Genomic DNA, 25,224 nt, shown 5'->3' with positions numbered 1-25,224 from the left:
CTGGTGACACTGCAGCTGACACTGCCGCCACACTTTTACGGGGCGCGAGAAGTTTACCTGTCGATTTGCGAGACGCAGCCGCCTGCCCCCTTCCATATCCCTTGCGCGGCTTTGCCGGGCCGAACCAGATGGCGATGATCCTGTTTCAGAAGTTTCGTCAGCATTAGCCGATGAACCGGCGGGGCGCTTGTCACCGCAGGGGCATCGATCCGAGCTCTCCAAGCTGCAGGTCGGCGCCTATGCCGCGGTGCTGAAGCCAACCACGCGCTGATTAGGGCGCATGTGGTTGCTGCCAAGCGTCTGCATGATTGACCGCACCACCGTGCCAATCCTAGCGAGCGGCAAAGCCCAGATCCGAACTTCTCGCTACGAAGAACCTTGTCGTGGCCGCGCACGCAAACTCTGACCGCCTCGGCAGGGGAAAAGATGGGAATACAACCCGAGTGACGGGGCTTGTCATAAATTCTCACAGGGTCGCCGGATCTCACATCGTCAATGTGAAGTCCCGTGCATGTCTATCTGCAAACCTTGTGTCTGGAGCAGGACAAGAATGTCCGAAACCCGACGAAAAGGCCGCCAGGGGCCGGGAGCCGGCATGGGAAGTGGGTGCAGCTGAAACTGTGCGCCAATTCGGCATGCAACTTGCTCGGGTCACGGCGGACCGCCGGACGTCCGTTAACGAGGCTGGTGTGGTTGATCAAAATGGCGGCTGTCCTTTATGGGCCAGAGGGCGAGCGGATACTCCTGTTGTTCCGTGCGCGACTCCCGATTAGATTGGTTTCTTCAATGGTTCCGCAGTATTACGATCTCCCGTCGATGACTGCCCTCACGGCATTCGAGGCCTCGGCACGCAACCTCTCATTCCAGCTTGCGGCTTCCGAGCTGGGCGTCACGTCGGCAGAAATCAGTCGGCAGATCAAAACCATTGAGGACGATCTCGGTGTTCCGCTGTTTGTGAGGCGAGGAACCGGCGTGATGCTTACCAGCGCTGGCAAAGACATCTTCAGCGCACTGGCAAGCAGCCTTTCCAAGGCGTCCGATGTCGTCAGGACCATGAAACGCGGCCGTCCCGGGAACGCCATGATGCTTCGAGCGATGCGCTAGCGGCGATCCGGTTGACGCCGCGCATGCCGCGCTATTGGGCACTGCATGCTGATATCAAAGTTGATCATGTGATTTCCAACAGTCTGCGCGACTATTGGGGCGCTCAAGTCGAGCTGCCCATCCTTTAGGGGTGCGGCTCATGGCCTGACGAGACGGCTGTTAGTGGGCGTGTCATCTACCCGGTCTGAGATCCCGGCTTCGCTAGGAGCACAGCGATGCAATCCCAAGTGCTTGCCCCAACTGCCGCTCCTGAAGGTCGAATGAATCGAACCTGACTTGGCCGGCTGGGACGAGGTCCTGGGAATCCCTAAGTAAGTTCTCCGTGGCTTTGCAAGCCCACCGGCTGATCAGTGCATTGCCCGTGGGCTGGCACGGGTTGTCGCTAACATTGGCCCAAGAGGGCAAGCTCATCAGGATCACCGACCTCGAACTGGACGCCACGGAGGATACTATCTGACGTGGAACGACAGCCGGAGCCTGTCGCCGGGGGCCGAGCGGGGTTGTGTGCGTCAAGTTCTGCAAAATGGGGCGGCCATGATGCTGGTCATGCGGCTTGGCGCAGAGCGAGCTTCTTGTGCTCGCGCAGGTCGTCCATGTTGATGTATCGGTTGGCCTCCATCCAGTTTTCGTTGGTCTCGACGGCCAAGGCCCTGACCAGGCGCAGGCAGCTTTCGGTGTTGGGGAAGATGCGCACGACATAGGTGCGCCGGCGGATTTCCTCGTTGAGCCGCTCCAGCATGTTGGTGGACTTGAGATGCTTGTGGTGCTGTCTCGGCAGCCTGAAGAAGGTCAGGGTTTGTTCGATGGCATCCTCGGCCCAGCCTGTCAGGCGCGGATAGCGTGCCGACCATTTGGCAAGCCATGCGGCAAGATCAGCCCTGGCCTCTGCGAGATCGCGCCGGTCGTAGAGCCAGCGCAATTCCTGAAGGCAGTCGTCGCCGTGCTTCCTCGGCAGATGGTCGAGCGCGTTCCTGAGGAAGTGCACGTAGCAGCGTTGCCAGGCGGCTTCGGGGATCACCTCGCCGATCGCTGCCACCAGGCCGGCGTGATCGTCGGACACGACCAACTCGACGCCCTTGAGGCCGCGCGCCTTGAGGCCGACGAGGAAGTCCCTCCAGGCCGAGCGGCTCTCGCGATTGGCCATCTTCACGGCCAGGATCTGGCGCCTTCCGTCCCAGTCGATGCCGACCGCGATCAGCACCGCCTGGCTCATGACAACACCGGGCTTCACGCACCTTCTCGTAGCGCGCATCGAGGATGAGGTAAGGAAACGGATCTTGAAGGGGGCACCTGGCAAAGGCAGCGAGGCTCTCGTCCAGCCGCTTGTTGATGGCCGAGATCGACGAGGCCGAGAAGGCATGGCCGCACAGTTCTTCCGTGATCGCCTTCACCTTGCGGGTTGACACGCCCTGCACATACATCTCGGCCAGCGTCGCCACCAAGGCCCGCTCGGAACGCTGGTAGCGCTCGAACAGCTCGGTGGAGAAGCGCCCGGCCCGGTCCTGCGGAAACCGCAGCTCGAGCTTGCCGACCCGCGTCACAAGGGTGCGGCCGTAATAGCCCGAGCGATAGCCAAGCCGTTCGGGCGTGCGCTCGCTCTTCGAGGCACCCAGCGCCTCGTCCATCTCGGCCTCAAGCACCTCCTGCATCACCGCACGGAGCACTTCGTGCAATCCATCCGGGTTCGAAAGCAAAATGTCTTTGACGGCAGCGCTGGCGGTCTTAACTTCAGTCTTGGTCATGGTGGCGTTCCTTCGCGGGAATCAGGTGACGTGAACAATCACCAGCCTGCCATGACCGCCCACTCTCAGCGAATTTGCAGAACTCTCAGCACACTACCCCGAGCGGATGAGCGGGTGAACGGGTGAGCGAGGTGTTGGCCGAAAAGCGGAACGCCTGAGGTAGAGCTCGCACCCGGCGTGCCTTTGAACACCCTTGTCCGAGGAGCGAATAGCTCGTAGCCTCGCGAAACGCCGATTCATAGGCATGCTCGATGATGGCCTGAACCCGCAAAAAAGTTGCCTGCCAGGTGAATTTATTTCGGCTGCCTCCGCTCCTCAGCTTGCATATAACGCCGACCTGTAGCTGCAACTGGAGCGAGGCAGATGTCGTTCAAAGGCGTTATTCCGCCCGTCACAACGCCCTTTCACGCGGACGGGTCGATCGACCGTGACGGTTTCTGCGTCATGGTCGAGCACCTAGTCTCGACTGGCGTCCACGGTATCATTGTCGGTGGCACGACAGGAGAGTACTACGCCCAGTCACGCGACGAGCGTGTCAGCCTTCTTAAGCTTGCCAGGAACTTGGTGAAGGGGAAGATGCCCCTAATCGCCGGCGTCGGCGCCATTCGCACCGACGACTGCATTGAATACGCGCTAATTGCAAAGGACCTCAAGTACGACGGCATCCTGATCGGCTCGCCGTACTACGCTGTTCCCACGCAGCTCGAACTTGCCAATCATGCACTTGCGATCGACAAGGCCGCCAATCTACCGGCGATGCTCTACAACTATCCCGGACGTACCGGCACGATGATGGACGTCGAGTTCCTGGACCGGGTCGGTCGCAGCTCCAATTTCTGTGCCATCAAGGAATCCAGCGGCAGCATGAACCAGCTGCACGCCTTGGCTCGTGACTACCCGCACATCGATCTGTTCTGCGGCATGGATGATCAGGCGCTTGAATTCTTCGCCTGGGGCGCAAAAGGATGGGTCTGCGGCGCCGGCAACTGCCTGCCGACAGAGCACCTCGCGCTATACGAAGCCTGCGTGATCGAGAAGGACTTCACCAAGGGCCGGCAGATCATGTCGGCGCTTCTGCCTCTGATGAGGCTTCTCGAACAGGGCGGCAAATTCGTCCAGAGCATCAAGTTCGGGTGCGAATTGGCTGGATTGCCGGCTGGGCCCGTGCGCCTGCCGATGCGGGCACTCGGCGACGAACAGAAGCGGGAACTCGAGTCGACGATCCGCACTCTTAAGGCAGTCATCGCATCAATCACTCTAAAATCCCAGAAGAGGGCTTCCGAGAATGTCATCGCTATTAACGCGTGATGAGTACCAGAACTTAGCGGACAGCCTGCCACTGCCGACCAGCGCAGTAATAGATGGCAAGGCGCGGGCTGCACAATCTGGGGATACTTTCGAGACCATCAATCCCGCGACAGGGCAGGTCATCGCCGAGATCGCTTGCTGCGGCCAGGCCGATGTCGATCTCGCTGTCGAGAAGGCGCGACTGGCGTTTGAGTCGGGCGCCTGGTCGCGTGCGCATCCGAGCGAGCGCAAGCGCGTCCTGCGGCGGCTGGTGAAACTGATGAAGCGAAACGCCCATGAGCTTGCAGTACTTGAGACGCTCGAAAGCGGCAAGCCGATCTTCGACGTCGAAACCATAGACATCCCCGAGGCTCTGCATTGCCTGGAATGGCATGCGGAAGCCACCGATAAGCTCTACGGCCAGACGTCACCTTCGGGCGACGATGTCGTGTCGATGATCGTGCGCCAGCCGCTGGGCGTGGTCGCCTGCGTTCTGCCCTGGAATTTCCCGATCCTCATGCTGGCCTGGAAGATCGGTCCGGCACTTGCGACGGGGAACTCCGTCATTGCCAAGCCGGCCGAGCAGACCAATATGTCGACGTTGCGGATCGCCGAACTGGCGCATGAGGCCGGGCTGCCGTCAGGCGTCCTGCAAATCGTCACCGGTCCGGGCGAAGTGACCGGCAAGGCACTCGGCGTGCATCCCGATATCGACATGGTCGCCTTCACCGGGTCAACTGACGTCGGCCGGAAATTCTTGGAATATTCCGCCAAGTCCAATCTCAAGCGCGTCGTGCTCGAATGCGGCGGAAAGAACCCATGCATCGTGCTGGAAGACGCCGAGAACCTCGACGTTGTTGCACAGCACGTCACCCAAGCTGTTTTCTGGAACATGGGCGAGAACTGCTCGTCCAACTCCCGCCTGATCGTACACGAGAAGATCAAGGATCGCTTGGTGGAAACCGTCCTCCACAAGCTAAAGGAATGGCCTTTGGGCGAGCCACTGGATCCGGGCAATCGGCTCGGCGCCATTGTGTCGAAGGAGCAGTTCGACCGCATCATGGGCTACATCAAGAAGGGGCGGGAGGAAGGCGCCAGGATCGTCACGGGCGGCAACGCACACAAGTACGGCAAAGGCTATTTCATAGAGCCGACCGTTTTCGACGATGTCACGCCCGAAATGGCAATTGCGCGAGAGGAAATTTTCGGTCCAGTGCTGTCGGTAATCAAAGTCGCCAACGCTGACGAGGCGCTTCGAGTCGCCAACGACACGCAATACGGGCTTGCAGCATCGATCTTTACCGCCAATCTCGGCAAGGCGCATCGCATCGCAAGGGATATTCGCGCCGGGACGGTGACCATCAATTGCTACGGCGAAGGAGACGTCTCGACACCCTTCGGCGGCTTCAAGCTTTCGGGCTTCGGGGGACGAGACAAGTCTTTGCATGCCCACGACCAATATACTGAACTCAAGACCATCTGGGCGGACATCTCCGATCCTAAGGTCTCGCGTTCGGTAGACTAGCCTGGTCGCATCGATGAGCGATTATGAGGCTGTCCGCACGCCTGCGGACACATCCATGCCCGGCTGGTACGGTATTCTGCCGCCTCCCAAGGCACCTGAGGTGCTGCGCGGCCGTCACAAGGCGGACTGGCTCATTGTAGGAGCTGGGTTTGCTGGCTTGGCGGCCGCGCGGCGCCTCTCACAACTGGTGCCGAACGAGCGCATAGTGGTGATCGATGCTCAGCGCGTCGGCTGGGGTGCTGCCGGGCGCAACTCCGGCTTCATGATCGATCTGCCGCACGAGCTCGGTGGGGAGCATTACGGCGGAAGTCAGGACCGCGACCGCAGGCGCATTCGCATGAACCGCGCCGCGATCGAATTTTCGGCTTCTGCCGCGGACGAATATGCGTTGCAGAAATACTTCGTTCGGGCCGGCAAGTACCACGGAGCCGCAACCGATCACGGTGTTGCCGTCCTGCGCGAATTCGAAAAACACCTGACGGGGCTAGGCGAGCCATTCGAGCGGCTCGACGCGCTGCAGTTGAAGGAAATCACCGGAACCGAGTTCTTCGTCGGCGGTACGTTTACGCCTGGAACGGTAATGGCACAGCCGGCCGGCTTCATTCGTGGACTCGCCGAAGGTTTGTCGAGGCGTGTGCAGCTATTCGAGAATTCACCGGTGACTTCTCTGCAAACAGGCAAACTGCACACTGCCAAGACGGCCGAGGGCGAGATCACCGCGCCGCGGTTGATCCTCACCGTTAACGGTCATCTCGAAAGCTTTGGCTTCTTCAAGAAACGCCTGCTGCATGTGTTCACTTACGCCAGCATGACGACGCCGCTTTCCAAGAGCGAACAGACAGCGCTGGGAGGTGAGCCGCATTGGGGCTTGATCCCGGCCGACCCGATGGGGTCAACCATCCGCAGGATCAGCGATCGGATCGTTGTCCGCAACACCTTCACCCATAATCCGGACATGTCCACCAGTGAGAAGAGGATCCGTCGGATCGGCGCCGTGCACGAGCGATCATTCCAGGCGCGCTTCCCGATGCTGGGTGAAATACCTATGGAGTTTCGATGGGGAGGCCACCTTTGCCTTTCCCTCAACTCCGCTCCTGCATTCGGCGAAGTCGATGAGAGGGTGTTCGTAGCTGGATGCTGCAATGGTCTCGGAACGGTGCAAGGCACCCTCTACGGAATGCTGGCTGCCGATCTTGCCCTTGGTACTAACGAGCCAATGGTTGCAGACGCCCTGAAAGAGCCAGCCCCGGCTCGGCTTTATCCAGAACCGCTGATGTCGATCGGCGCGCCGCTGAAGCTGTGGGCGATGCAGAAGCGCGCCGGCATAGAGCTCTAGCTTTCTCGTTCTTGCGCGGCCGCTTCCCGGATCCAGCTACGGAGGCTCTGGGCGGCAGGGGAAAGGGTGCGATTTTGATACCAGGTGAGATAGTAGCTGCCAGGGGCTGGGAGCTCGAGATCGGTCAGTCTGACGAGTTTCCCTTCGTCAATCTGCGCCTTGACAAGCCGGTGCCAGCCAACGGCCACCCCTTGATCGGCTTGAGCAGCCTGAAGCGCCACGAAGAACTTGCCGAAGCGCCGGCCGCGGGTCGGCCCATGCGACACCCCCGCGCGCCGTAAGACCTCGTCCCAGCCAGCCCAGTCGGGATCGACCCAGTCAACATGCAGCAAGGGGAGGTCGGCCAACGACTCTGCCGTTGCATCGCGATGCTTGCTTGCAAATCCCGGCCCGCATACCGGGTAAATTGTTTCATCGAAAAGGAGCTCAGCATCTTCATTCGACCACGATCCGAACCCGTAGCGAATGCGCAATTCGACCTCGGCTCGGCGGTAATCGCGAGGATTGTCCGAGATAAGGTGGTCAACGGCAATATCCTGGTGCCGTGTCCAGAAGTCCGGCATCCGTGGGATCAGCCACGTCGACGCGAAGGCGTCCGTGCACGCCAGCGTGACGTTCTTGGAACGGTCGCCGCGTTTCACATTTCGGACGATGTCTGCGGCCCGCGAAAAACCGCTGGCCAACACGCCATAAAGATCTTCGCCAGCGCTTGTCAGCGCCACACCGATTCCCAATCGGGTAAACAGCGGAACCCCCAGTTCGTCCTCGATCGCTTTTATCTGTCGGCTGACGGCGCCAGGAGTGACGTTCAGTTCCGCAGCAGCCAATTTGAATGACAGGTGCCGGGCAGACGCCTCGAAAACAGCTAAAGCAGTCAGGGACGGCAGGTCATAATAGCGGCGAACCATCTCAAGCTCCAAACACTTCGATAATCGCGCCGCGCGACAAATAGAGCAAGCGGGCTGAATATGTTGGGACAACCATTTACAAGGCGACGCGATAGCCTGCGTTTCGACCGACTATGGCTGCGATCCCCACCCATTTGCGGCGGAACATAGGAGATTTGTATGAACCATGCTTCGCGATCTGCGACTCTGCCAAATCCATGTCCGACGCGGCTGCAGCGGAACATGCCCGGGGAATTGTCTGCGCTTGGCAACTAAACAAAACAAGGGGGTGAGACTTTTGCAGGGCTGCCCCACTGGTCTTCAGCAGCCTTTCAGAGACCATGAACCGAACTATCCCTTTAAAGATGGCTAGCCTGTGACTGGCGTTGAGAAGACGAAGACTGCGATGATAACAGGCGCGGGGGGAGATACCGGGCAAGCGATCTCCAGAGAGTTCGTTGCGGGGGGGCGTGTGGTTGCCGGCGACGTCGAGCGATCGATGTCCTTCACTGCTTCCAGAAGAAACGGAGGCCACGTCAAAACACGACAAGGAGATTGCTTCTGGACGCCACAAGGCAGTCATTCGGAAGAGGTTTGAGCATGAGTGAAATTGCCACCGAAATCAGGCATGTTACGAATCCGGGAGCTAATCTGTTCGCGGAACTGGGCTTTTCGGAAAATGAAGCCGAGCTTTATCACGGGGAGTCCAGAAAGCATATCGAGGAGCTCCTCTCTTGAAGGAGCAGCTCATGGGAGAGCTGGCTGTTTGTATCACGGAGAACCCCTTGAAACAGGAGGAGGCTGCCAAGATTTTTCATGTGACCAGACCGCGCATCTCCGATGTCGTGAACAGGAAGACCAGCAAATTCACGATGGATGCCTTGGTGAGCATGCTGGCCCGCGTAGGCAAACCAGTACGCCTGGTTGTCGGCTGAAGGCAGCGTCGGAAAGACACTGGCATTTGAGGTTTATGGCGCGACTTGCCACTGGTGCCCGCAGCCGTCGACCATGCCTGCGCAGTGTACGGCGTTCGGGTTTTGCGATCTGGTCAAAAACTCCTTACAGGCGGTTGCGATGTTAGCCGATCCTGCGTCGTCCTTGGCCATACCGAGCTTTCCAGCGAACCTGGCCGCACATTCTGACGTCGACAACCGCCTAGCCACTTGCAATAACCCAACGCTGAACGGTTGCCCATGTTGTTTGAAGAGCCCAGACAACCGGTGGCGTTGCCATACAGACACATGAAGCAAGGACGAGTCGGCCGGCTGCGTTGAAAGTCTTAAATTTACGATTTGCGATGCGGGCCTGTATCGCAACCTGGAGAGCCATGTCGTCTAGATAGTCATCGGTTGCGGATTGCCCTTCCTCCGGAAAATATCGCTTCTTGGCGGCTTCACCGAATTCCCCGGCTTCCAGTTTTGCGATGTCGCCGAAATAGAGGAGGTTCGTCGAGCCATCTGCGGCCCGATGAAAGTGATGTAGGAATTTTGGCAGGAATGAAGCCAACGATATGACTGCCGCCACCGCCAAGAGCGGAAGAACGACGAGGAACGCTGCGCGGTAGCCCATGGCTAGTTCGTCCGGAGATCGGAGCATCGTGATGATCGATCCCATCCAAACCGAGCAAAACGTGAGCAGAGCCGCGTTCTTCGTTTCTGCAAATTTTACAAGGTCCAGCATCCGGCCGTGATTGGCCGAAAGCAGTTTCTCGTAAGTATCTTGCTGGTCGTTCTTGGCCATTGAAATCCTATGCTGCCTCATCCAACTGCACGGCCAGAAAGTCGGCGAGAGGGCAGCTGTCCATTGTCCCGCAGCATTTCAGCGTTGTGTTTTTGAAACTGTAGAAGAACGACTGCTCCGCCTCACGCCAGCCATCTAACGCCAGCGCGAAATCGGCGAGGACATCTGCGTGGTCCGAGCAGGCGGAAATCGGCCGGTTCCCATCGCCGCATTTGCATCTTTGCCGAAGCGTCATGACGCGACGATCGTTTCGAACTACCGACAGTATCCTCTTACCGTTCAGGAGCAGTCGGACCCGACGCTCGTTGTTTACTCGCTTCTCCACGGTCGAAAAACGCTCCTCTCGGAGAGAGGATATGAATGCTTTGCCGAGATTGGACGCATTGAATTCTGCGACCGCTTGAAATCTCGCTGCCTCTGGCCCATGGGCTCTAGCATCGGCTTTCCCTGGCCATGAGCGGAGCACCGCCGCAGTGCCCTGTCTAAGGAGAAAAATGAGCAACTTCCCCCACCATCCCGCCGCCGCCTCATGATTGTCGATGGTGTGACGCTCGAGCTCCGCCCAGAAAAGGCAGAAGCTTCCATCGAAGTTTATGTGACGTTCCGGGCAGAATGACGGTAGGCGGTCTGGCTTCACCTCGCGAGCTTTGACTGTCTCGCCGACCCGCGTGATCTCAATAAGAAATTTAGTCGCTGGGGCACCGGAAGCAAGCGCGGGCTGGACAGCAAAGATTGCGCTGTCGCCGCTCTCGCGCATGAGGACGGCATGGTTCAAGGTTGCAGTCTCAGTCAGAAGCCGCACGGCCGACATGGAGTTAGCGCTTCTCCAAGTAAGGTCGAAATGGCGCTTCGGCAGCTCTGGCTATTGAAGGACTCACCACCGCGTAAGCGGCACCGTGGATGGCTTTGGCCACCTTGTTTTCATCGGCAACGAGCGCTTCGAGCACCACATCATAGGTGAGGCCGGACTTTCGCCTCGACGTTCCGAAGAGCGTGCGCACCGATGCCGGGCCTCCGTCATATGCGGTTTGGCCGATTGCCGTCTGCTCGCCAGTGCAGCGTTTCTGTTCGTCCTCTGATCCCAAGACTGCTCGTCCAGTGGAGCAGCGAACACGATTGCCCTGCATGCCAAGTCGGGTGATGGCAGTTGGTCCAAACTCAAAACCAATCGCCAGTCCCAAATCGTCCGTATCCACGTCATTTGCGCGCAGCCGCTCAAGCGTCAGGTCGAAGCTGCTCCTGAGGGCGCCGGCGCAGAGTGTTCCAGTCGATACCGTGTCCTCGGTGTAGGTCTGAAAGGCGGTTCCCTCCATCAAATGGCCATGGATGCAGTCACCGATGAACCTGATACGACGTCCCGAGAAGTCGCAAGAAAGAACTCGATCAAGCTCTGAGCGGATGACATGGAGACAGCGAACAACGTCTTCCGGATCGTCGTCGATATGGGCATCCACGTAGGCCGTGAAATTGTCGACGTCAGCGTAGACCGAAATCGTCTCCATGCGCCTTGAGTTGCCCGGCGTCAGTAGCGAGATGTCGAGATCTCTCAGGGGTGGCGTGACTCGCGCGAAAACAAAGGAGCCGATCGGATTGTTCTTGTTGTCAGCGCGCCATTCGGACACCAGCGTGTCCTTGCTCAAGCCGAGCTGCGCTGCATCCTGGCACTCGGCGATCTCTTCCTCGGTCAATGGCGTAAGCGGGATGTCGTCGGCATCGAGCTCTTCAAGGCCGATTGCAGATCGTGCCTCATTGCTGAGATAAATTCCGACGTCGGTTCCGTTCGACGCGATCTTTGCAGCCATATTGGCAGGGCGGCCAAGGAATAATGGTTCCCGGTTGCCGCCGCGACCGTTGTTGACGACCAGCGCGCGGCCGCTGTCTATACCGATGCGAACCTGTGCTGCGGGAATGTTCTCATCGTCGTCGCCCGTTTCCTGCAGGACGTCGCTGATCAATCGTGCAATCGCCACCGCTCGGTTCACGCGATCGCCTTCCGAATCTTCGCCGTAGGGCTTGGCGACAACCGCGTGGAGGCGCTGGTTGTGAAAATCGACACGCAGGGCATCCGACGCCGCTAAGATTCTGCGTACGGCCCTGTAGTGAAGATTGAGAAAGCGGAGCGTCCTCTTGTGACAGGTCTCGCCCTCCACGTCGGTGCTTTCGAGCATGTCACGGAGGTTCAAGATGTCCACATAGAGGTGAACCGCATCCATTCGGTAGGCTTTGTTCGTCGGTATGGACGTCAATGACGTGTCACGGGTGTAGTCGACAACCGTCACCGTTTCGACGTCTTTGAAACGGGCATCGATGGCGTTCTTGGCGCGTTCATATTTCCAGCTATTCGACAACTTCGACTCCATGTCTTCCGGGGGCTTGGTGCACCAACGATTTCGATCAAGTTCTGTCCGACGACTCCGTCATGAGGTGCGAGCCGTCGTGGAGTTGTGCATCGGGCGAGATGCCTCGTTGCGTTCAATTCCCCGTTTGTTCTGAAGGGGATTTTTTCGGACACTTTTGCATCCGGAAAAATCGGTCCTTCGCCTAAAAGACTCGGTCACCCACCCCTCGGAACGGCGGAAAACGTGTCGAGGCGTACTGTTGTGTCTTTCGAGGCGGTTTAGCTGGACGCGCGCACCGATATCAGGGGGTTGGGCCTTTTTTCAGGAGTTCGCGACGAATCTGCTACGGCGGCTGTCGCAGACCCCGCAAATCTCATTCCTTCCCACCCCATGCTGCGAAATCAGCCCTCAAGTACACAACATTGGCACAATTTTGAGTCCCCCACCAATACCAAGCAAAAGCTAGCACGGAACCGCGGAAGCTCGTCGGCGCAAAAAAGTAGCCTCCCGATTGACTTTATTTCGGTGGCGTCTCGTCGATTGTACCTGCAACGCTGTCTTGGGTGGGGTCTTCCATCTACCGGCTCTGGAGCAAAGCCGAAGTGCTGTCGGCGACCGATACTGCCCGCACGAAACTGCCCTCCGACGCAAGCCACCTGATCGACGTGCCAGTCTGCTGCGGCGCTTCAGTCAACAGACGAGTGAGACTTTTGCAGTAGGTCGAATCTTCGGACTCCGGCAATAGTTCCGGCCGGCTTACACAGGCCGCATCGTTTTTCTTGGAGGCCGGCATGATTGCTCAACTACAACTTTCTCGTAAGGGAGGGCGGGAAGCGCGGCGGACGATCCGCAAGGCGCCAAAGGTCGATATGTTGCCGACGCTGAGGCGCGGCCTACCGGTGGTAGAGCCAATGGATGCCGAGCAGGTTGAACGCATTCACGAGGCTTCTCTAGCGATCCTAGAAGAAGTAGGCGTGGTGTTTCGCGATCCGATCGCGATTGAGGACTGGAAGAGAGCCGGAGCAGACGTGCGAGCAGATGACCGCGTTCATCTCGACCGCAGCCTGGTCATGGAGCTCATCAAGACCATTCCCCCCAATGTCGAATATTTCGCGCGCGATCCAGCGAAGAATGTCGAGCTCGGAGGCGACAAATCCATCTTCGTGCCGATGACCGGCGCGCCTTACATGCGCGACCTTGATGACGTAAGGCGTGGGCCGACGATCGCGGACCTTGGGACCTTCCACAAGCTGGCGCACATGATGCCAGCCTTGCATTCATCGGCGCACCACATCGTGGAGCCTATGGACATTGTTGTCGCGCATCGGCACCTGCACATCACCTATTCGTCAATGAAGCACTCCGACAAGATATTCATGGGCATGACTACCTCTCCCAAGAATGCCGAGGACGTGCTCGATATGTGCGAGATCCTTTTTGGCGAAGGCTTCCTTGAGACTCATGCAGTGACCACCGGAAACTGCAACGGCAATTCGCCGCTCGTGTGGGACCAGGTCATGTTAGGCGGCATGCGTGCTTTCTGCCGGCGCAATCAGCCCGTGCTATGCTCGCCGTTCGTTCTCGGCGGCGCGAACACGCCAGCCTCCACTGCGGCGGCAGTGGCGCAGCTCAATGCGGAGGCGCTCTCGGCACTCGCCTACACGCAGGTGGTGCGCAAGGGCTGCCCTGCGATCTATGGGCATTACCTGTCGACCGTGTCGATGCAATCGGGAGCGCCGATGGCGGGAACGCCTGAGATTTCGCTGATGAACTTCATGATCGGCCAGATGGCTCGCCGCTACAATGTGCCTTGGCGTACCTCGAATTTGCTCGGCGGCGCCAAGGTGTTCGATGCGCAAGCTGGCTATGAAAGTGCGATGACGATGATGGCCGTGCTGATGTCAGGCGCAAACTACATTTGGCATTCGGCTGGCTGGAACGAAGCCGGCATGCACTGCTCGATCGCAAAGTTTGTTGTCGACGCCGAAGTCTGTGCCATGGGCTATCGCATGACGCAAGGCATCCAGTGGGACGACTTTGATGAAGCCCTGGCTGCGGTTCGCGATGTCGGGCCAGGCGGCCATTACTTTGGACATCCGCATACACAGGCGAACTTCGAGAAGGCCTTCTTTATTCCGAAACTCTTCGACAATAACTCGATCGAGCAGTGGTACGCTGATGGCTCCAAGGATATCAAGCAACGTGCCCTCGATCATGCGCGCCGCCTTCTTGCCGAATATGAAGAACCTAAGCTCGATGTCGCGAAGGACGAGGAATTGCGCGCTTATATCGATCGTCGCTCAAGGGAAATCCCCGCCGTCGACGCACTCAACGAGGAATACTGAGCATCATGCGCATTGACCGGATCAACGTCTATAGTACCAAGCTGCCTGTTAAAGGCGGCACCTATCGAATGGCAAGCACCGACGTCGACGCGCTTGACAGCACCCTTGTCGAGGTTGTGACAAATGACGGGTTGACTGGCTGGGGCGAAACCTGCCCGGTAGGGCCGGTTTATCAGCCGCATCATGCACTCGGCGCACGCGCGGCGATTGCCGAAATCGCCCCAGGTCTTATGGGTGCCGAGATTGCCTCGATCAGGCTTCTCGCCAAACGCATGGACGAGCGCTTGAACGGGCATGGCTATGCCAAGGCAGCGTTCGACATAGCGTTTCTCGACCTCCTTGGCCAGCGGCTTGGAGTGCCGGTCTCGACGCTGCTGGGCGGTGCGCTTACCGACCGTGTTCCGGCCTACTATTCGCTCATTGTTGGCCCGCCTGACGAAACGGCCAGGATAGCCGCCGACAAGGTGAAGTCAGGTTATCCACGCCTGCAGGTCAAAATCTCGGGGCTAAATCTCGAACAGGATGTGGCCTTGATTCACAAGGTTTGGGAGGCGGTCGGCTACAAAGCTCGTATCGCAGTGGATGGCAACAGGGGCCTCACTGTCGCTGCCGCCATTCATCTTGACCGGCTTTGCCAGGCGATCCCATTCGTTTTCGAACAACCCTGCAACACTATCGATGAGATCGCCACCCTGAAGGGCAGGGTGACGCATCCGGTATATTTGGACGAGAACACCGAAGATCAGAACGCGGTACTCAGGGCGATCTCCCTCGGCATCGCGGATGGCTTCGGCTTTAAGGTCACGCGTCTCGGCGGCCTCACCAAAATGGCGACAATCCGCGACGTTTGCGCCATCCGCTCGCTACCGCACAGCTGTGATGACGCATGGGGTGGCGACATAATCGCGGCGGCTTGCGTACACTTAGCTTCCACTGTGGAGCCGCGCCGTTTTGAGGGCGCCTGGATCGCGCAGGAATATATCGAAGGACACTTCGACGCGAAGAAGCCGATTGTCATCGAAAATGGTCACATCGCGGTGCCGCAGCTGCCTGGCCTCGGCGTCAAACCGGAACCCGGCTTGTTCGGTCAGCCAGTAGCCTCGTACGCATCCTAGTGAACGCACCCGCCAACATCAGCGCAATTACGTCGTTGGCCACGCCGAAAATTTCGGCGGCGGCCGATCGACCGTTTGACCTGGTGGTTCTTTTGTTACCCGGGTTCTCGCACCTGGCGCTTCACGCATATATCGAACCCTTTCGCATCGCCAACACGGTATCGAGGCTGCCGCTGTTCCGGTGGCGAATCGCGGGGCTTGACGCTCGGCCAATTGAGGGCGCCAACGGCCTTTCGGTTGCTGTCGATGTCGGGATAGACGAGCTGGCTTTCGGCTCGGACGATCGCAGACCGAACCAGCTCGCAATCGTGACGGGCGAGCCGGTAGAACAGCAACTGACGCCTGAGCTCAACGGATTTCTGCGAACGATGGCGCGTCGCGCGGTGCCGATATCTGCGGTTGGGACAGCGACATGGCTGCTCGCTCGGACGGGCCTTCTGGCAGGTACACGCTGCACGATACACTGGTCGCGGCTCGCTGCTTTTGCCGAAGTGTTCAACCAACCCCGCATAAGCGATTCTTTGTTTGTCAAGGACGGCCAGTATTCAACCTGCGCAGGAGAACTGGCAGCCTTCGACCTGGCGGTGGATCTGATCGGCAGCCATGCCGGCGGGTATATTGCACAGGAGGTCTGCCGCCACGCGACTGTCCAAGGTCAGCGCTCAGGATCAAACCGCCAGACTGGGCCGTCAGGTCTGGCCTTTGCCGGTGTGAGCGATAAGCTCTTGATGGCAATGCGGATCATGGAAGAAAATGTGGAGTTCCCGCTGACAATGGAAGAGGTTGCGCAACGGGCCGGAGTATCGCGGCGCCAGCTGGAACGCTTGTTCGCTTCCCATGTCCGACTTCCGCCGGTGCGCCACTATCTCCGGATCCGCACAGACCATGCGAAGCGCCTGATCGAAGGCACGCGGATGCCCATCATCGACATTGCCATGGCCTGCGGGTTTACGTCTGCTTCGCATTTCGCGAAGTGCTTCAGAGCCTTCAATGGAATGTCGCCGCAGCAGTGTCGAGCGATAGTGCCGGCCTGGGTTGGGCCCGGCTTAAGATGATATCTTGGTATTGAATTTAGCGGAGAATAGCGGCGCCCCTATCCATGCCAATGTTTGGAGTCGATCTGCCCACCAACAATCGGAAAGCGGCGCAACGATACGTCCGGATCATAGCGCTCACAGCGGCGAGATGGGCTTATCCGTTGTTCTCTTCCGTGTCGACAGCGCCAACCATTGGATTGATGACGGCTTTGATGCCGCCCCGACCGTGGTGGCGCAGGATGACTTCTCACGACTGCATGATGCGGGGGCGGCGATGATTTCATTTCACAAGAAGATCTCTCCGATTGCGTTATTGCGTTGGGAAGATGCTGTAGCTTCTCCGTGATGGCCGTTCCAACAGTCCAGCGCAGCTGCGGTTGGTGACGACTATGCGAAGATCACGCAACGCCTTGTGGCATTCTAAAGCGGTCAGCTCTGCTTGCTAAGACCGGCCGCAGTTATGCGGCCCCGGCTTATGGCGAGTCTCCAGGTCAGAACGGCGCGCAGCAGACGGACAAAGCGATTGAGCTAGGACAATGACGAAGAACATGCCGCCTCTCTTCGAGACACTTCTGGAAAAGTTATCGGAGAGTGTCGATGAAACAGATTTCCGGGATGCCATGGCTGGGGCGGCCGCAGCACTTGATCTACTCACCTTTGCCTATCTGTCTTTGCCATTGCAGTCTTGTGGCGAGCCCAAGCTGATCTCAAACTATCCACCTCCCTGGACCGCGCACTATCTGCAAAACCAGTATCAGAAAGTCGATCCCGTCATTATGCGTGCGCGGTGTGGCGGCTCCCCGTTTCAATGGCCGGGGTCGGATTTGCGTTGCGTTGAGATGTCGCCGGCTCAAAAGAAGCTATTCGATGAGGCGGCCCAGTTCAGCATCCGGTGCGGTTTGACGATCCCGATTATCGATCGCAGAGGCTGTGTTGCAGCTATGACCTTTGCCGCTGATAAGCCCAATTCCGCCTCCCTGCGCGTTGCTGGGCGATACGAACAGGCGCTCCAACTCATGGCGACATGTTTTCACATTTATGCTCGTCGAAAGCTGTCCGGCAATCGAACCGTGGACGGCGTTTCGTTGACACCTCGTGAATATGAATGCCTTCAATGGGCCTCGCGCGGCAAGTCCTCTTGGGCTGTCGGCTGCATCTTGGGCATCAAGCCGCGTACCGTCGATTTCCACCTCGACAATGCGAAGAAGAAGCTCGGCGTGCACACCAAGGATCAGGCCGTAGCCCTGCTGGCCTCCTCCCGATCTTCAATTCTCTGAGAAGCTGAATTCGTCTTTGGTTCTGTTGAGCATGAGCACAGGCTGTTTTCGGCTGGCCATTCGCCTCCAATGCAAGGTCGCCTCTGCCTCGTCTTCCAGGCGCTCGGCCGGTTCGCCTGCCGGGGTGGAACGGGAAATGCCGAAACCCTGATCGGCCGCTTGCGGTGGACACAAGGATCTGGCAGTCATCCGGGCGTAGCTAAACAGATGATATAACGAGCCACGGGTTCAGGCCGGCCGGTGAGAATCCTGCCGATCATCTGCGTGGAGGCGTTCGCCGCGCCATCCAGGACGGCACGCGCTTGTAGAGACGAGTACAGGGATTTCCTTGCTGAGGCGAAATGGAGCGCACGGTGTAATTGTTCAACCGGCGAACAATTTCTTGTAGCCAGTAGTGACCATCCAGTTCGCACGGTCGAGATGACTACGAAGAGCCTTCCTGGCGCGCTCCGGTTCGCGTGCTGGATCGATGCCGAGGATGACGTGGGCCATCTCTTCTTCGCTCGCATCATCGGCGGAGGCGTCTAGGAGCCGCATATAAGTCGTGAAATGCGCTTTATCGTAGGCCGTGAGGCTGTCCGACCAGTGCACTTCGTCAGCAATTGGCGTGTTCGACTTAGGCTGTAACATCGCTGGTTATACCTCCGGAAAACGGCCTCCGCGAAGCCCTCCGCTAGCGGATTTAGATGCTCGATGTGGATTACATATTATAGTTGATAAACTCAAGCTGCGTAATCCGCTGGCTGTCGTGCATGGATATGCGCAGGTTGGTCGGACGTAATGTGCAGAGGATCAGGCTAAGGAAGCGTCTGACACAGGAGCAGCTTGCCGAGATTTCTGGGTTCAGCCAGCAGTACATCAGCGGCTTGGAGAAAGGCCGAAGAAATCCGACGATCATAACGATCTATGAACTTGCATTGGCCCTCGGCGTCAGCCACACGGATCTGGTTAGGCCCGACAAACAGGCCTGACGCACCTGACTTCCAAGTAATTGCTACGGCCCCGCGCGCCGCAGGGATGTTCGTCAACCGCGCCCCGCCTTCTTCGAGAGGCTTAAGTGATCTCACCCCGTTCGGCATCGCGCCCCTGGCGCGGGGCAGCCTGTCGGCTGCTACTGGCAAGTACCTGTCGGCTGCAGCCGGAACGCCCACTCAACAACGGCTTCTTCAAGTAACCCGACAATCGGCTGCTATGCGTTGGATGGCTATTGCATAAATTCATCAGAACGTTCCTCCATTCGGACACGTCCCCCAAGTTACAAGGCCCCCCTAATTATTCGGTCGACTGGCCCGTGCAGCGCCGGCGTGGAAAAGGGCGCCCGAGGCGCCCTTCATTTTAGATAGGCTGTCAGCAGCCCGCCTTCGCGTTGCGCATCAGAAGCGGTAGGTGACACCTGCGCCTATCAACCAGGGATCGAGCTCCGCCTTTCCAGTCAGCTTCGCCCCGTCGACCGTTACGTCGAAGTCTGGCTTGAGGAACAGCTTCTTCACGTCGAAGTTAACACCCCAGTGTTGATCCACCATGTAGTCGAATCCGACCTGCAGGGCCGTGCCGAACGTATTCTTAACCTTGAGAGCATCGGCGCTGCCGGCACCCTGGTTATAGAAGATCGTGTAGTTCACGCCGGCGCCTACATAGGGCTTGAACGCGCCTAAATCTGTAAAATGATACTGCAATGTAAGCGTGGGCGGCAGCAGCCAAACCTTGCCAATATTGCCCAGCGCGCCGATCGCTCCTTGGCCCTCGATGTTGGCGTAGGTGGTGCCGAGGATAAGCTCGGCGGCGATATTGCCCGTGAAGAAATAGGAGATATCGAGTTCCGGCGTCAAAGTGTCCGAATAGGAAAGACCGGATCCGGGCACTGCATTGACGTAGCCCGAATCCTCAGTGACGACCCCCAACGCACGCAGGCGGATCTGCCAAGGGCTTGGCCGTTCCGGGACCGAGGCTCCTGCCTGCGGGACGCTCGGGGCTTGCACAAGGTCGGCCGCAACGGCTTGCTGTCCCACCACCATGAGCACGACGGCCGCTGTTGCTCCCCGCGCCACGCCCGTTTGCTTTCTCGCCATGATATCTCTCCTTGCTCTTCAGAAATGATCGATTGCACTATGAAAAAACCCTGTTGGATTGCTGGAGATTAACGGAGCATCCGCGTGACTGTGCACACATATTTTCACCGTGCTCGTGATCAGCAATCCGTACTCACTATTGAAATGTTGCTCGTGTTGACACCGGTCACCCATCGACCGATATCGGTTTGCCAGCCGATCGAACTGCGAAGGAAATTGTACCCAGCGCAATGAACGCGGTTCGCCCCCGGTTGTCCTTGCCCTAGCCGTGCGCGGCCGGCTAGCCGAGAGCTTCGCGGCCATCTTACGCGCGTGGCCCGGATGGACGCGGTCGTCCCGCTTCGTGGTGGCGAGCAGGATAGGCGGATAGGGCTGTCCCGGCGCCGCGGCGTGATAGGCGGAGATTTCCTTCAGGAAAGTCCAATCGTCCGGCTTGTCAGGATCGCCATATTCGTCAATCCAGCTCGCACCCGCCAAAAGCTTGGTGTAGCGATGCATGTCGGTAAGTGGGATTGTGCTAAACAGTGCGCCGAAACGATAAGAATAGCGTGTCAGCATATTGGCGATTAGGAGGCCGCCATTTGAGGCGCCCTCGGCGGCAATCCGCCTCGGCCGCGTAATGCCCCTTCGCACCAGGTCGGTGGCAACAGCCGCGAAATCGTCATGGGCGAGGCGTTTGCCCTGTCTGCGCCCGGCGTCGTCCCAACGGCTGCCGAACTCGCCGCCGCCCCTGATGATGGCGACCACGCACGGGCCGCCGCGTTCTAACCACAGCTTGCCGATCGAGGAGTTGTAGTAGGGCAGGACCGATACGCCGAACCCACCGTAGGCGGTGAGATAAACCGGGGCATCTCCGTTCCCGCTCGCCGGGCCGACCTGCGTATAGGGGATCATCTCCCCATCGGTCGAGACTGCCTCGTGGCGCGTGACCGCCAGTCCGGATGCGTCGAAATGCTCCGGGCTGCGCCTCAGGATCACTGGGGCGCTGAGAGGTGGCGCGGTATTGAGGTCGATCTGCAAAAGCTGCGGCGGCGTGATCGGGTCTCGAGCCGAAACGAGGACCTCTCCATTGGTCTGGTGACGTTCCGCATCGGATGACCAGAGGTGAACAGTCCCTTCGGCGGGCACGGTGTCCAGGGCTCGGCGCGTCCATTCCTGGCGGCTGGGGGTGAACATCTCGAAATGCGGAACGAGGTTGACGAGGTAGGAGATGATGAGCTTCCCGTCATTCCAGAAGAATGACTGCAAGGAGCGCCTGTCGCCTGATTCAAAGAGGGCGGCAAGACTGGGCTCGCCGGCGATGAACGAGGAAAGCGGGATGCCGATCAGCGCGTCGGCGGCATGGGTCGCCCCTCCCACCGTCCACGGCTTGCGCGGCCTTACCCCCAGCCAGTCGCCGAATCCATTCCAGCGGGCGTCCCGTGGGAGGCCCATCTGTATCTTCGGCCCGCTCCTGTCGCCGATATGACCTATCATTTCGAAGAAGGCCGGCGTCTCGATGAACCAAAGGCGCTCGCTCCCGGCAGTACGGTCCAAATGACCAGATACGCCGAGGGATTCGGAATCGGCCTCGAAGATTACCGCTGAGGTGAGCGGATCCGCGCCACGGTTCCACAGCCGCACGGTGCGCGCGTAGCCGGAGCGGGTGGCCATGCCATCACCAAACGCACTAGAAAGCAGAAGCGTGTCAGGGTCGAGCCAATTAACCCCGCCCTTGGCATCCGCGAGGTTGAAACCGTCGGCGACGAAGCTAAGAGACTTCAGATCGAATTCGCGATGCACGACCGCATCGCTTCCGCCGCGCGACAGGCGCAGAACGGCTCTTTCCCATCTCTCCGGCTCGATCGACGCGCCGCCCCAGATCCAGTCCTCTCGGTCGCTAACGGCGACGGCGTCCAGATCGAGCAGTGCCTCCCATTGGGGATCCGCCTTCATGTAGGCGGCTAGGGTGCTCCGGCGCCACAGTCCGCGCCGGTTGCGGGCATCTTGCCAGAAATTGTAGAGGTAATGACCGTGGCGCTTGATCTGGGGAGTTTTGTCCGGACGGTCGAACATCGCTGTGAGGGTCGCGCGGTCGCGCTCGAATTGCGTTCCATCGAAGTGCCCCAGTGTCCTGGCCGACTGGCTGGCGGTCCAGTCAAGTGCCCGTTCGCCTTCTATATCTACAAGCCAAAGATAGGGATCATCGTCGGGAGCATTCAGAGTTGGACGGAAATCGAACGCGGTCATGTCCGTACAACCTGAAGAATGACAGCGCAAAGGCTTCCTTCCGCTCGGGAAAGCTCAGTGTTTGCGGCGGCGACCGCATGCTCGGCGAGCGTGATCATGGGATGAGGTCTTCTCAGTTGGTGCGGCGCGGCAGTGCGTTTGCGCATAGGCTTGCATGTGTCGTGCCAACCAGGAAAATCTTTTCAGAACAATACGATCACTTTGATAGCGCTGTGTCTTATGTCCGACATCGTCGTAGTTCCGACAACGACTGCGACGGTAGGCGCCTGATCGATCTAGTGTAAGCGCGGAGCCAATCCCATCTGGCGCGGCATCAGATCATGGGTGAGAGATGATGACACTGAAGGAGCGAGGAGCTTGCGGTGTCAATTTCTATGTCTGCGCCTATGTCTAATGATAGAAGTTTCCATGTTCTTGAGGCGGTTCCGAACCGGAGGCAAGCCCGCAGCGTCTGTGGCGCTGGTCGGCGCAAGCGAAGGCACGGCTCTGATCGAGGCGACGCTGAAGCCGGGCGCGAATGTGTCGGCGATCGCGCGAGAGGCTGGAGTGGCGACCTCGCAGCTGTTGGCTGGCGGCGCAAGGCGATCAAGAGCGGTGCGGTGACGCCGCAGCGGGATGCGGATCGAATGGCTTTGTCGAGGTCACCCAAGCGGCGTCTTCAACGGTGGAGATCTGTTTGGGTGATGTGGTCATTCGGGCTGGCGCCGATGTCGGCCAGGATCATTTGGCCAGGATTACGCGCGGTCCGCCAGGCATGATCCCGGCCGGCGTGAAGGTGTTGGTCGCCGGCCATCCGGTCGATTTTAGAAAACGTCCCGACGGACTTCTGGCACTGGTGCGCCATGCCAGCTCGGACCCGTTCAACGGCGCGCTTTACGTCTACCGCGCCAAAAGAGCTGACAGGGTAATGATCGTTTGGTGGGACGGGTCTGGGGTTTGCCTTTACCTCGTCATTGAGGGCAACGACATGATCCCGGCGACCGTGCGTTCGGCACTGTTGCCGTTGGTGCGCCAACTGAGCGACTTGATGCCGAGATCAGGCAGAGCGATCAGGCTATTCTGGCCCTCGCCAAGACTGATGAAATGGCACGCCGTCTGATGACCGTTCCCGGCATCGGCCCCATTACTGCTTCCGCGCTTGCGGCGAGCATCCAGGATATCTCCACCTTCTCAGGTTCGCGCGAATTCGCCGCCTTCTTAGGGCTCACGCCCCGGCAAAACTCCTCCGGCGGAAAGGAACGGCTGGGACGCGTCTCCAAGATGGGTAACCGATATTTGCGCAAGCTGCTCGTAGTCGGCGCTCATGCCGTTCTGTTCCATCGCAAGCGTTCCGGCGATGCGTTGAGAAACTGGGCGGATCGCCTGATGGAGACCAAGCCCTTCAAGCTTGTCGCCGTGGCGACCGCCAACAAGCTCGCCCGTATCGTCTTCGCACTTATGCGCGACGCAACACACTATGCCGGCACACCGGCGTACCAACAGCATCGGCAAAGGCCGCGAACCGGAATCCAGGGTGACAATGACGTGATGGGAACAGACGAGGACAGATCCTGAAAGCCTGCAGCATAGTCGGAGCTTCGAGCTCGCTCTCTTGATCAGGGCAAAGGATCAGCGGATACCATCAGGGCCAGCAGTCACAAGACCGCAGCAACAGGCCGGAGACATGACCGCACCCGCCACAATCCCATCGCTGAAAACAACCCTTGATCAGCGGGCGCCGTCCAGACATGACTATTTTGTATTGCTCGACGGACTGCCTCTGTCGTCGTGGCGCTGCCGTGTAGAACCTGGCCGATAGTGCCTCCTTCCATTCGGAAGAAAATAATGCACCATCAAAGCTCGGGACCAAACACCTAGGGTGCCATTCAGCTTTTTTTATTTCAGTGTAGACACTCCAGCTGAAATGACGCTCTTGACCCTGCCGCTCTGAGCGCAGCACCCGTGGCAGGCGGCGCTTCCATCGTTCACTTCGCGGCAAAGGCCGATGGCGCCTGAGGAAGTGATGAGGCCAGCGCAAACCAAAAACGTTTGCCTCGCGGCTTCGGTCCTCGGCCCTTGACTAGTTGGCGGCGATGTACAGGGATTTCCCGAGAGCCTACGTCGACCGTGCAAAGGCCTGCAACTGCTGAGTGAGAGGAGGGACGCTTGGACGAACACGATCCGAAGGAAGAGCTGATCGAGACGATTTTTCGCAACGGCACAATCACCGTCGTCGGCATTCTGCTTGCCTTTTCGCTCGGCTTCGTCACGCATTGGGCGGCGAACCCCATGCCATGGCGGCTCTACGACCTGTTCGCCGTTGTGCCGATCCTGGTCGGCATCACGCTTGCAGTTGCGGGCGCTGTCCCTGCTACTCGACATGAGTTCGTTGCGCCGACCCATCTACGAACGCGCCAACCGCATCTTCATGGCCGGCCTTATCCTGACCGCGTGCGGCGTCGGGCTGGCCATCCTGCTCGATGTTTTCGCAATGTCGATGAAGGGCACGCTGCCCGGCGCTTGACGGCCAGTCCCTGCGCTTTGGAGCTGCCGCAATCGGCCGACGCGACGCGTCAGATCCGAGGGTTCCTAGTGCTTTCCCTCAACCAGCGTCAGCCTTCTTCCGGAAGAAAGCTTTCTCTAGATTGCATTAGCGGATGTTTAGAGCGTGGGCTTGCCGGAAATTTCGTCTCGGTGGCATAACCGGCATAGCTTTTAGGGTGTTGCCAGGAAGACCGATTTGCGGGCGTGGATGGATAAATGCATTGGCGTCAGGAAGAGGCTCGGCAGGTTGCGTGCGCGCATTGCCGAACTGGAGCGCGATCTCGTGGCGATCACACCTCAGGGGCGCCATCGGCCTTTCGAAGCCGGACATGAACTCTGCAATGCGAAGTGCCGCCTGAAGCGTCTTGAGGAATGCATCGCTGAAATACCGGAGAAATGTGGCCGTTAGCCGCAAGCTTCGCCGCTCTCAATCTTTGCCACGCGGTCGGCTGGTCGGCGGGGAACAGATGCCGATCGTGCGGGTACTCTGTCCGGCAGAGACGGAAGGTTCTGCACTGTCCGTTCATGAAGACTCCGTGCTGGTCTCCACAAGAGAAGTATTCTGGTGCAGAAGGTGCCCGATTAGCTATCGGAACAAGGCGACATCGACGTGCAAATCGGCGCCGCAGTGAGGCGTCCCCCCAATGTCGGATTTCCGACAGGATCGTA

Annotated in this window: 21 protein-coding genes and 4 pseudogenes; 17 read left to right on the top strand and 8 right to left on the bottom strand. The window is 58.9% G+C overall.

Translation table 11 applies throughout. The features are described from left to right. Positions 1-37: 37 nt before the first annotated feature. A pseudogene (locus X743_RS1000000173710) lies at positions 38-306 on the top strand (IS66 family transposase); the annotation flags it as partial. Positions 307-816: 510 nt separating this feature from the next. Further along, a complete protein-coding gene (locus tag X743_RS1000000171425; RefSeq protein ID WP_198028507.1) occupies positions 817-1,104 on the top strand; it encodes a LysR family transcriptional regulator in 288 nt (95 codons plus the stop codon). Between the two features lie 544 nt (positions 1,105-1,648). Here X743_RS1000000171425 and X743_RS01000000169545 read toward each other — a convergent pair. Further along, positions 1,649-2,846: pseudogene (locus tag X743_RS01000000169545) on the bottom strand (IS256 family transposase). A gap of 363 nt (positions 2,847-3,209) precedes the next feature. Between X743_RS01000000169545 and X743_RS141335 the strand changes: the two are divergent. Genes X743_RS141335 through X743_RS141345 form a run of 3 tightly spaced genes read left to right on the top strand, consistent with a single transcriptional unit; the run spans position 3,210 to position 6,994 of the window. Continuing rightward, positions 3,210-4,154: a dihydrodipicolinate synthase family protein gene (locus tag X743_RS141335; protein ID WP_023768693.1), complete on the top strand. Its 945-nt coding sequence runs from the start codon at positions 3,210-3,212 to the stop codon at positions 4,152-4,154. Continuing rightward, the gene (locus X743_RS141340; RefSeq protein ID WP_023768692.1) at positions 4,132-5,658 is read left to right on the top strand and encodes an aldehyde dehydrogenase; all 1,527 of its coding nucleotides are present in this window, start codon (positions 4,132-4,134) and stop codon (positions 5,656-5,658) included. Before X743_RS141335 ends, X743_RS141340 begins: the two co-directional genes overlap by 23 nt. 13 nt (positions 5,659-5,671) lie before the next feature. Continuing rightward, complete coding sequence (locus X743_RS141345; protein WP_023768691.1) at positions 5,672-6,994, top strand: FAD-binding oxidoreductase; 1,323 nt, start codon at positions 5,672-5,674, stop codon at positions 6,992-6,994. Here X743_RS141345 and X743_RS141350 read toward each other — a convergent pair. Next, the gene (locus tag X743_RS141350) at positions 6,991-7,902 is read right to left on the bottom strand and encodes a LysR substrate-binding domain-containing protein (protein ID WP_023768690.1); all 912 of its coding nucleotides are present in this window, start codon (positions 7,900-7,902) and stop codon (positions 6,991-6,993) included. The two genes, X743_RS141345 and X743_RS141350, sit on opposite strands and share 4 nt — an antisense overlap. Positions 7,903-8,481: 579 nt before the next feature. Here X743_RS141350 and X743_RS1000000173020 point away from each other — a divergent pair. Both X743_RS1000000173020 and X743_RS1000000173015 read left to right on the top strand, forming a co-directional pair. Then, on the top strand, positions 8,482-8,619 hold the full coding sequence (locus X743_RS1000000173020; RefSeq protein ID WP_198028506.1) for a hypothetical protein: 138 nt from the start codon (positions 8,482-8,484) through the stop codon (positions 8,617-8,619). Continuing rightward, positions 8,616-8,816, top strand: coding sequence for an XRE family transcriptional regulator (locus tag X743_RS1000000173015; protein WP_198028505.1), 201 nt, complete (start codon positions 8,616-8,618; stop codon positions 8,814-8,816). The genes X743_RS1000000173020 and X743_RS1000000173015 overlap by 4 nt, the downstream gene beginning before the upstream one ends. A gap of 220 nt (positions 8,817-9,036) precedes the next feature. Here the strand turns inward: X743_RS1000000173015 and X743_RS141355 are convergent, their stop codons facing one another. The 3 genes from X743_RS141355 to X743_RS141360 are packed head-to-tail and all read right to left on the bottom strand — an operon-like array spanning position 9,037 to position 11,981. Continuing rightward, the gene (locus X743_RS141355; RefSeq protein ID WP_156934534.1) at positions 9,037-9,621 is read right to left on the bottom strand and encodes a Pycsar system effector family protein; all 585 of its coding nucleotides are present in this window, start codon (positions 9,619-9,621) and stop codon (positions 9,037-9,039) included. Between the two features lie 7 nt (positions 9,622-9,628). Further along, positions 9,629-10,396 carry an E2 domain-associated cysteine-rich protein gene (locus X743_RS0137255; protein ID WP_156934533.1) on the bottom strand — a complete coding sequence of 256 codons (768 nt, stop codon included), beginning with the start codon at positions 10,394-10,396 and terminating at the stop codon, positions 9,629-9,631. A 40-nt stretch (positions 10,397-10,436) separates the two neighbouring features. Further along, complete coding sequence (locus tag X743_RS141360) at positions 10,437-11,981, bottom strand: adenylate/guanylate cyclase domain-containing protein (protein WP_084555638.1); 1,545 nt, start codon at positions 11,979-11,981, stop codon at positions 10,437-10,439. Positions 11,982-12,751: 770 nt separating this feature from the next. Here X743_RS141360 and X743_RS141365 point away from each other — a divergent pair. The 5 genes from X743_RS141365 (at position 12,752) to X743_RS141385 (ending at position 17,734) form a co-directional block, all read left to right on the top strand. Next, positions 12,752-14,305, top strand: a complete 1,554-nt coding sequence (locus tag X743_RS141365) for a trimethylamine methyltransferase family protein (RefSeq protein ID WP_031258593.1) — start codon at positions 12,752-12,754, stop codon at positions 14,303-14,305. 5 nt (positions 14,306-14,310) lie between these two features. Next, the gene (locus X743_RS141370; protein WP_023768685.1) at positions 14,311-15,420 is read left to right on the top strand and encodes a mandelate racemase/muconate lactonizing enzyme family protein; all 1,110 of its coding nucleotides are present in this window, start codon (positions 14,311-14,313) and stop codon (positions 15,418-15,420) included. Beyond that, entirely contained in the window at positions 15,420-16,475 is a 1,056-nt protein-coding gene (locus tag X743_RS141375) for a GlxA family transcriptional regulator (RefSeq protein ID WP_023768684.1), read from the top strand. Before X743_RS141370 ends, X743_RS141375 begins: the two co-directional genes overlap by 1 nt. A 4-nt stretch (positions 16,476-16,479) precedes the next feature. Continuing rightward, positions 16,480-16,803: a hypothetical protein gene (locus X743_RS1000000172465; protein ID WP_156934532.1), complete on the top strand. Its 324-nt coding sequence runs from the start codon at positions 16,480-16,482 to the stop codon at positions 16,801-16,803. A 190-nt stretch (positions 16,804-16,993) separates the two neighbouring features. Further along, positions 16,994-17,734 (top strand): LuxR family transcriptional regulator, encoded by a 741-nt coding sequence (locus X743_RS141385; protein ID WP_032923481.1) that lies wholly within the window; start codon positions 16,994-16,996, stop codon positions 17,732-17,734. 363 nt (positions 17,735-18,097) lie between these two features. On the opposite strand, the gene X743_RS141390 is transcribed toward X743_RS141385, so the two are convergent. Continuing rightward, entirely contained in the window at positions 18,098-18,364 is a 267-nt protein-coding gene (locus X743_RS141390) for a DUF2285 domain-containing protein (RefSeq protein ID WP_023768681.1), read from the bottom strand. Positions 18,365-18,486: 122 nt separating this feature from the next. On the opposite strand from X743_RS141390, the gene X743_RS141395 reads away from it, so the two are divergent. Further along, on the top strand, positions 18,487-18,705 hold the full coding sequence (locus tag X743_RS141395; protein WP_023730016.1) for a helix-turn-helix transcriptional regulator: 219 nt from the start codon (positions 18,487-18,489) through the stop codon (positions 18,703-18,705). A 402-nt stretch (positions 18,706-19,107) separates the two neighbouring features. Here X743_RS141395 and X743_RS141400 read toward each other — a convergent pair whose 3' ends face one another. Together X743_RS141400 and X743_RS01000000169535 are read right to left on the bottom strand one after the other, a co-directional pair. Then, entirely contained in the window at positions 19,108-19,803 is a 696-nt protein-coding gene (locus X743_RS141400; protein WP_023768680.1) for an OmpW family protein, read from the bottom strand. Positions 19,804-19,922: 119 nt separating this feature from the next. Beyond that, positions 19,923-22,032: pseudogene (locus X743_RS01000000169535) on the bottom strand (prolyl oligopeptidase family serine peptidase). Positions 22,033-22,440: 408 nt separating this feature from the next. Here X743_RS01000000169535 and X743_RS1000000172460 point away from each other — a divergent pair. The 4 genes and pseudogenes from X743_RS1000000172460 to X743_RS01000000169520 all read left to right on the top strand — a co-directional run bounded on the left by X743_RS1000000172460 (position 22,441) and on the right by X743_RS01000000169520 (position 24,535). Further along, the gene (locus X743_RS1000000172460) at positions 22,441-22,635 is read left to right on the top strand and encodes a hypothetical protein (protein ID WP_023768679.1); all 195 of its coding nucleotides are present in this window, start codon (positions 22,441-22,443) and stop codon (positions 22,633-22,635) included. Positions 22,636-22,717: 82 nt separating this feature from the next. Next, on the top strand, positions 22,718-23,131 hold the full coding sequence (tnpB, locus tag X743_RS1000000173705; protein WP_245264330.1) for an IS66 family insertion sequence element accessory protein TnpB: 414 nt from the start codon (positions 22,718-22,720) through the stop codon (positions 23,129-23,131). Then, the gene (locus X743_RS01000000169525; protein WP_348625910.1) at positions 23,068-23,586 is read left to right on the top strand and encodes an IS110 family transposase; all 519 of its coding nucleotides are present in this window, start codon (positions 23,068-23,070) and stop codon (positions 23,584-23,586) included. Before tnpB ends, X743_RS01000000169525 begins: the two co-directional genes overlap by 64 nt. A 591-nt stretch (positions 23,587-24,177) precedes the next feature. Then, positions 24,178-24,535: pseudogene (locus X743_RS01000000169520) on the top strand (hypothetical protein). Positions 24,536-25,224 lie beyond the last annotated feature (689 nt).

The organism is Mesorhizobium sp. LNHC232B00 (assembly GCF_000502435.1).
Taxonomy (GTDB): domain Bacteria; phylum Pseudomonadota; class Alphaproteobacteria; order Rhizobiales; family Rhizobiaceae; genus Mesorhizobium; species Mesorhizobium opportunistum.
The sequence above is the reverse complement of the archived record's forward strand: the minus strand, read 5'-3'. Positions and strand labels throughout refer to the sequence as shown.

Excerpts from the sequence above, each read along its gene's own strand:
- X743_RS1000000171425 (WP_198028507.1), top strand. The coding sequence starts at position 817 with ATGACTGCCCTCACGGCATTCGAGGCCTCGGCACGCAACCTCTCATTC.
- X743_RS141335 (WP_023768693.1), top strand. The coding sequence starts at position 3,210 with ATGTCGTTCAAAGGCGTTATTCCGCCCGTCACAACGCCCTTTCACGCG.
- X743_RS141340 (WP_023768692.1), top strand. The coding sequence starts at position 4,132 with ATGTCATCGCTATTAACGCGTGATGAGTACCAGAACTTAGCGGACAGC.
- X743_RS141345 (WP_023768691.1), top strand. The coding sequence starts at position 5,672 with ATGAGCGATTATGAGGCTGTCCGCACGCCTGCGGACACATCCATGCCC.
- X743_RS141350 (WP_023768690.1), bottom strand. The coding sequence starts at position 7,902 with ATGGTTCGCCGCTATTATGACCTGCCGTCCCTGACTGCTTTAGCTGTT.
- X743_RS1000000173020 (WP_198028506.1), top strand. The coding sequence starts at position 8,482 with ATGAGTGAAATTGCCACCGAAATCAGGCATGTTACGAATCCGGGAGCT.
- X743_RS141355 (WP_156934534.1), bottom strand. The coding sequence starts at position 9,621 with ATGGCCAAGAACGACCAGCAAGATACTTACGAGAAACTGCTTTCGGCC.
- X743_RS141360 (WP_084555638.1), bottom strand. The coding sequence starts at position 11,981 with ATGGAGTCGAAGTTGTCGAATAGCTGGAAATATGAACGCGCCAAGAAC.
- X743_RS141365 (WP_031258593.1), top strand. The coding sequence starts at position 12,752 with ATGATTGCTCAACTACAACTTTCTCGTAAGGGAGGGCGGGAAGCGCGG.
- X743_RS141370 (WP_023768685.1), top strand. The coding sequence starts at position 14,311 with ATGCGCATTGACCGGATCAACGTCTATAGTACCAAGCTGCCTGTTAAA.
- X743_RS141385 (WP_032923481.1), top strand. The coding sequence starts at position 16,994 with ATGACGAAGAACATGCCGCCTCTCTTCGAGACACTTCTGGAAAAGTTA.
- X743_RS141390 (WP_023768681.1), bottom strand. The coding sequence starts at position 18,364 with ATGTTACAGCCTAAGTCGAACACGCCAATTGCTGACGAAGTGCACTGG.
- X743_RS141395 (WP_023730016.1), top strand. The coding sequence starts at position 18,487 with ATGGATATGCGCAGGTTGGTCGGACGTAATGTGCAGAGGATCAGGCTA.
- X743_RS141400 (WP_023768680.1), bottom strand. The coding sequence starts at position 19,803 with ATGGCGAGAAAGCAAACGGGCGTGGCGCGGGGAGCAACAGCGGCCGTC.
- X743_RS1000000172460 (WP_023768679.1), top strand. The coding sequence starts at position 22,441 with ATGTTCTTGAGGCGGTTCCGAACCGGAGGCAAGCCCGCAGCGTCTGTG.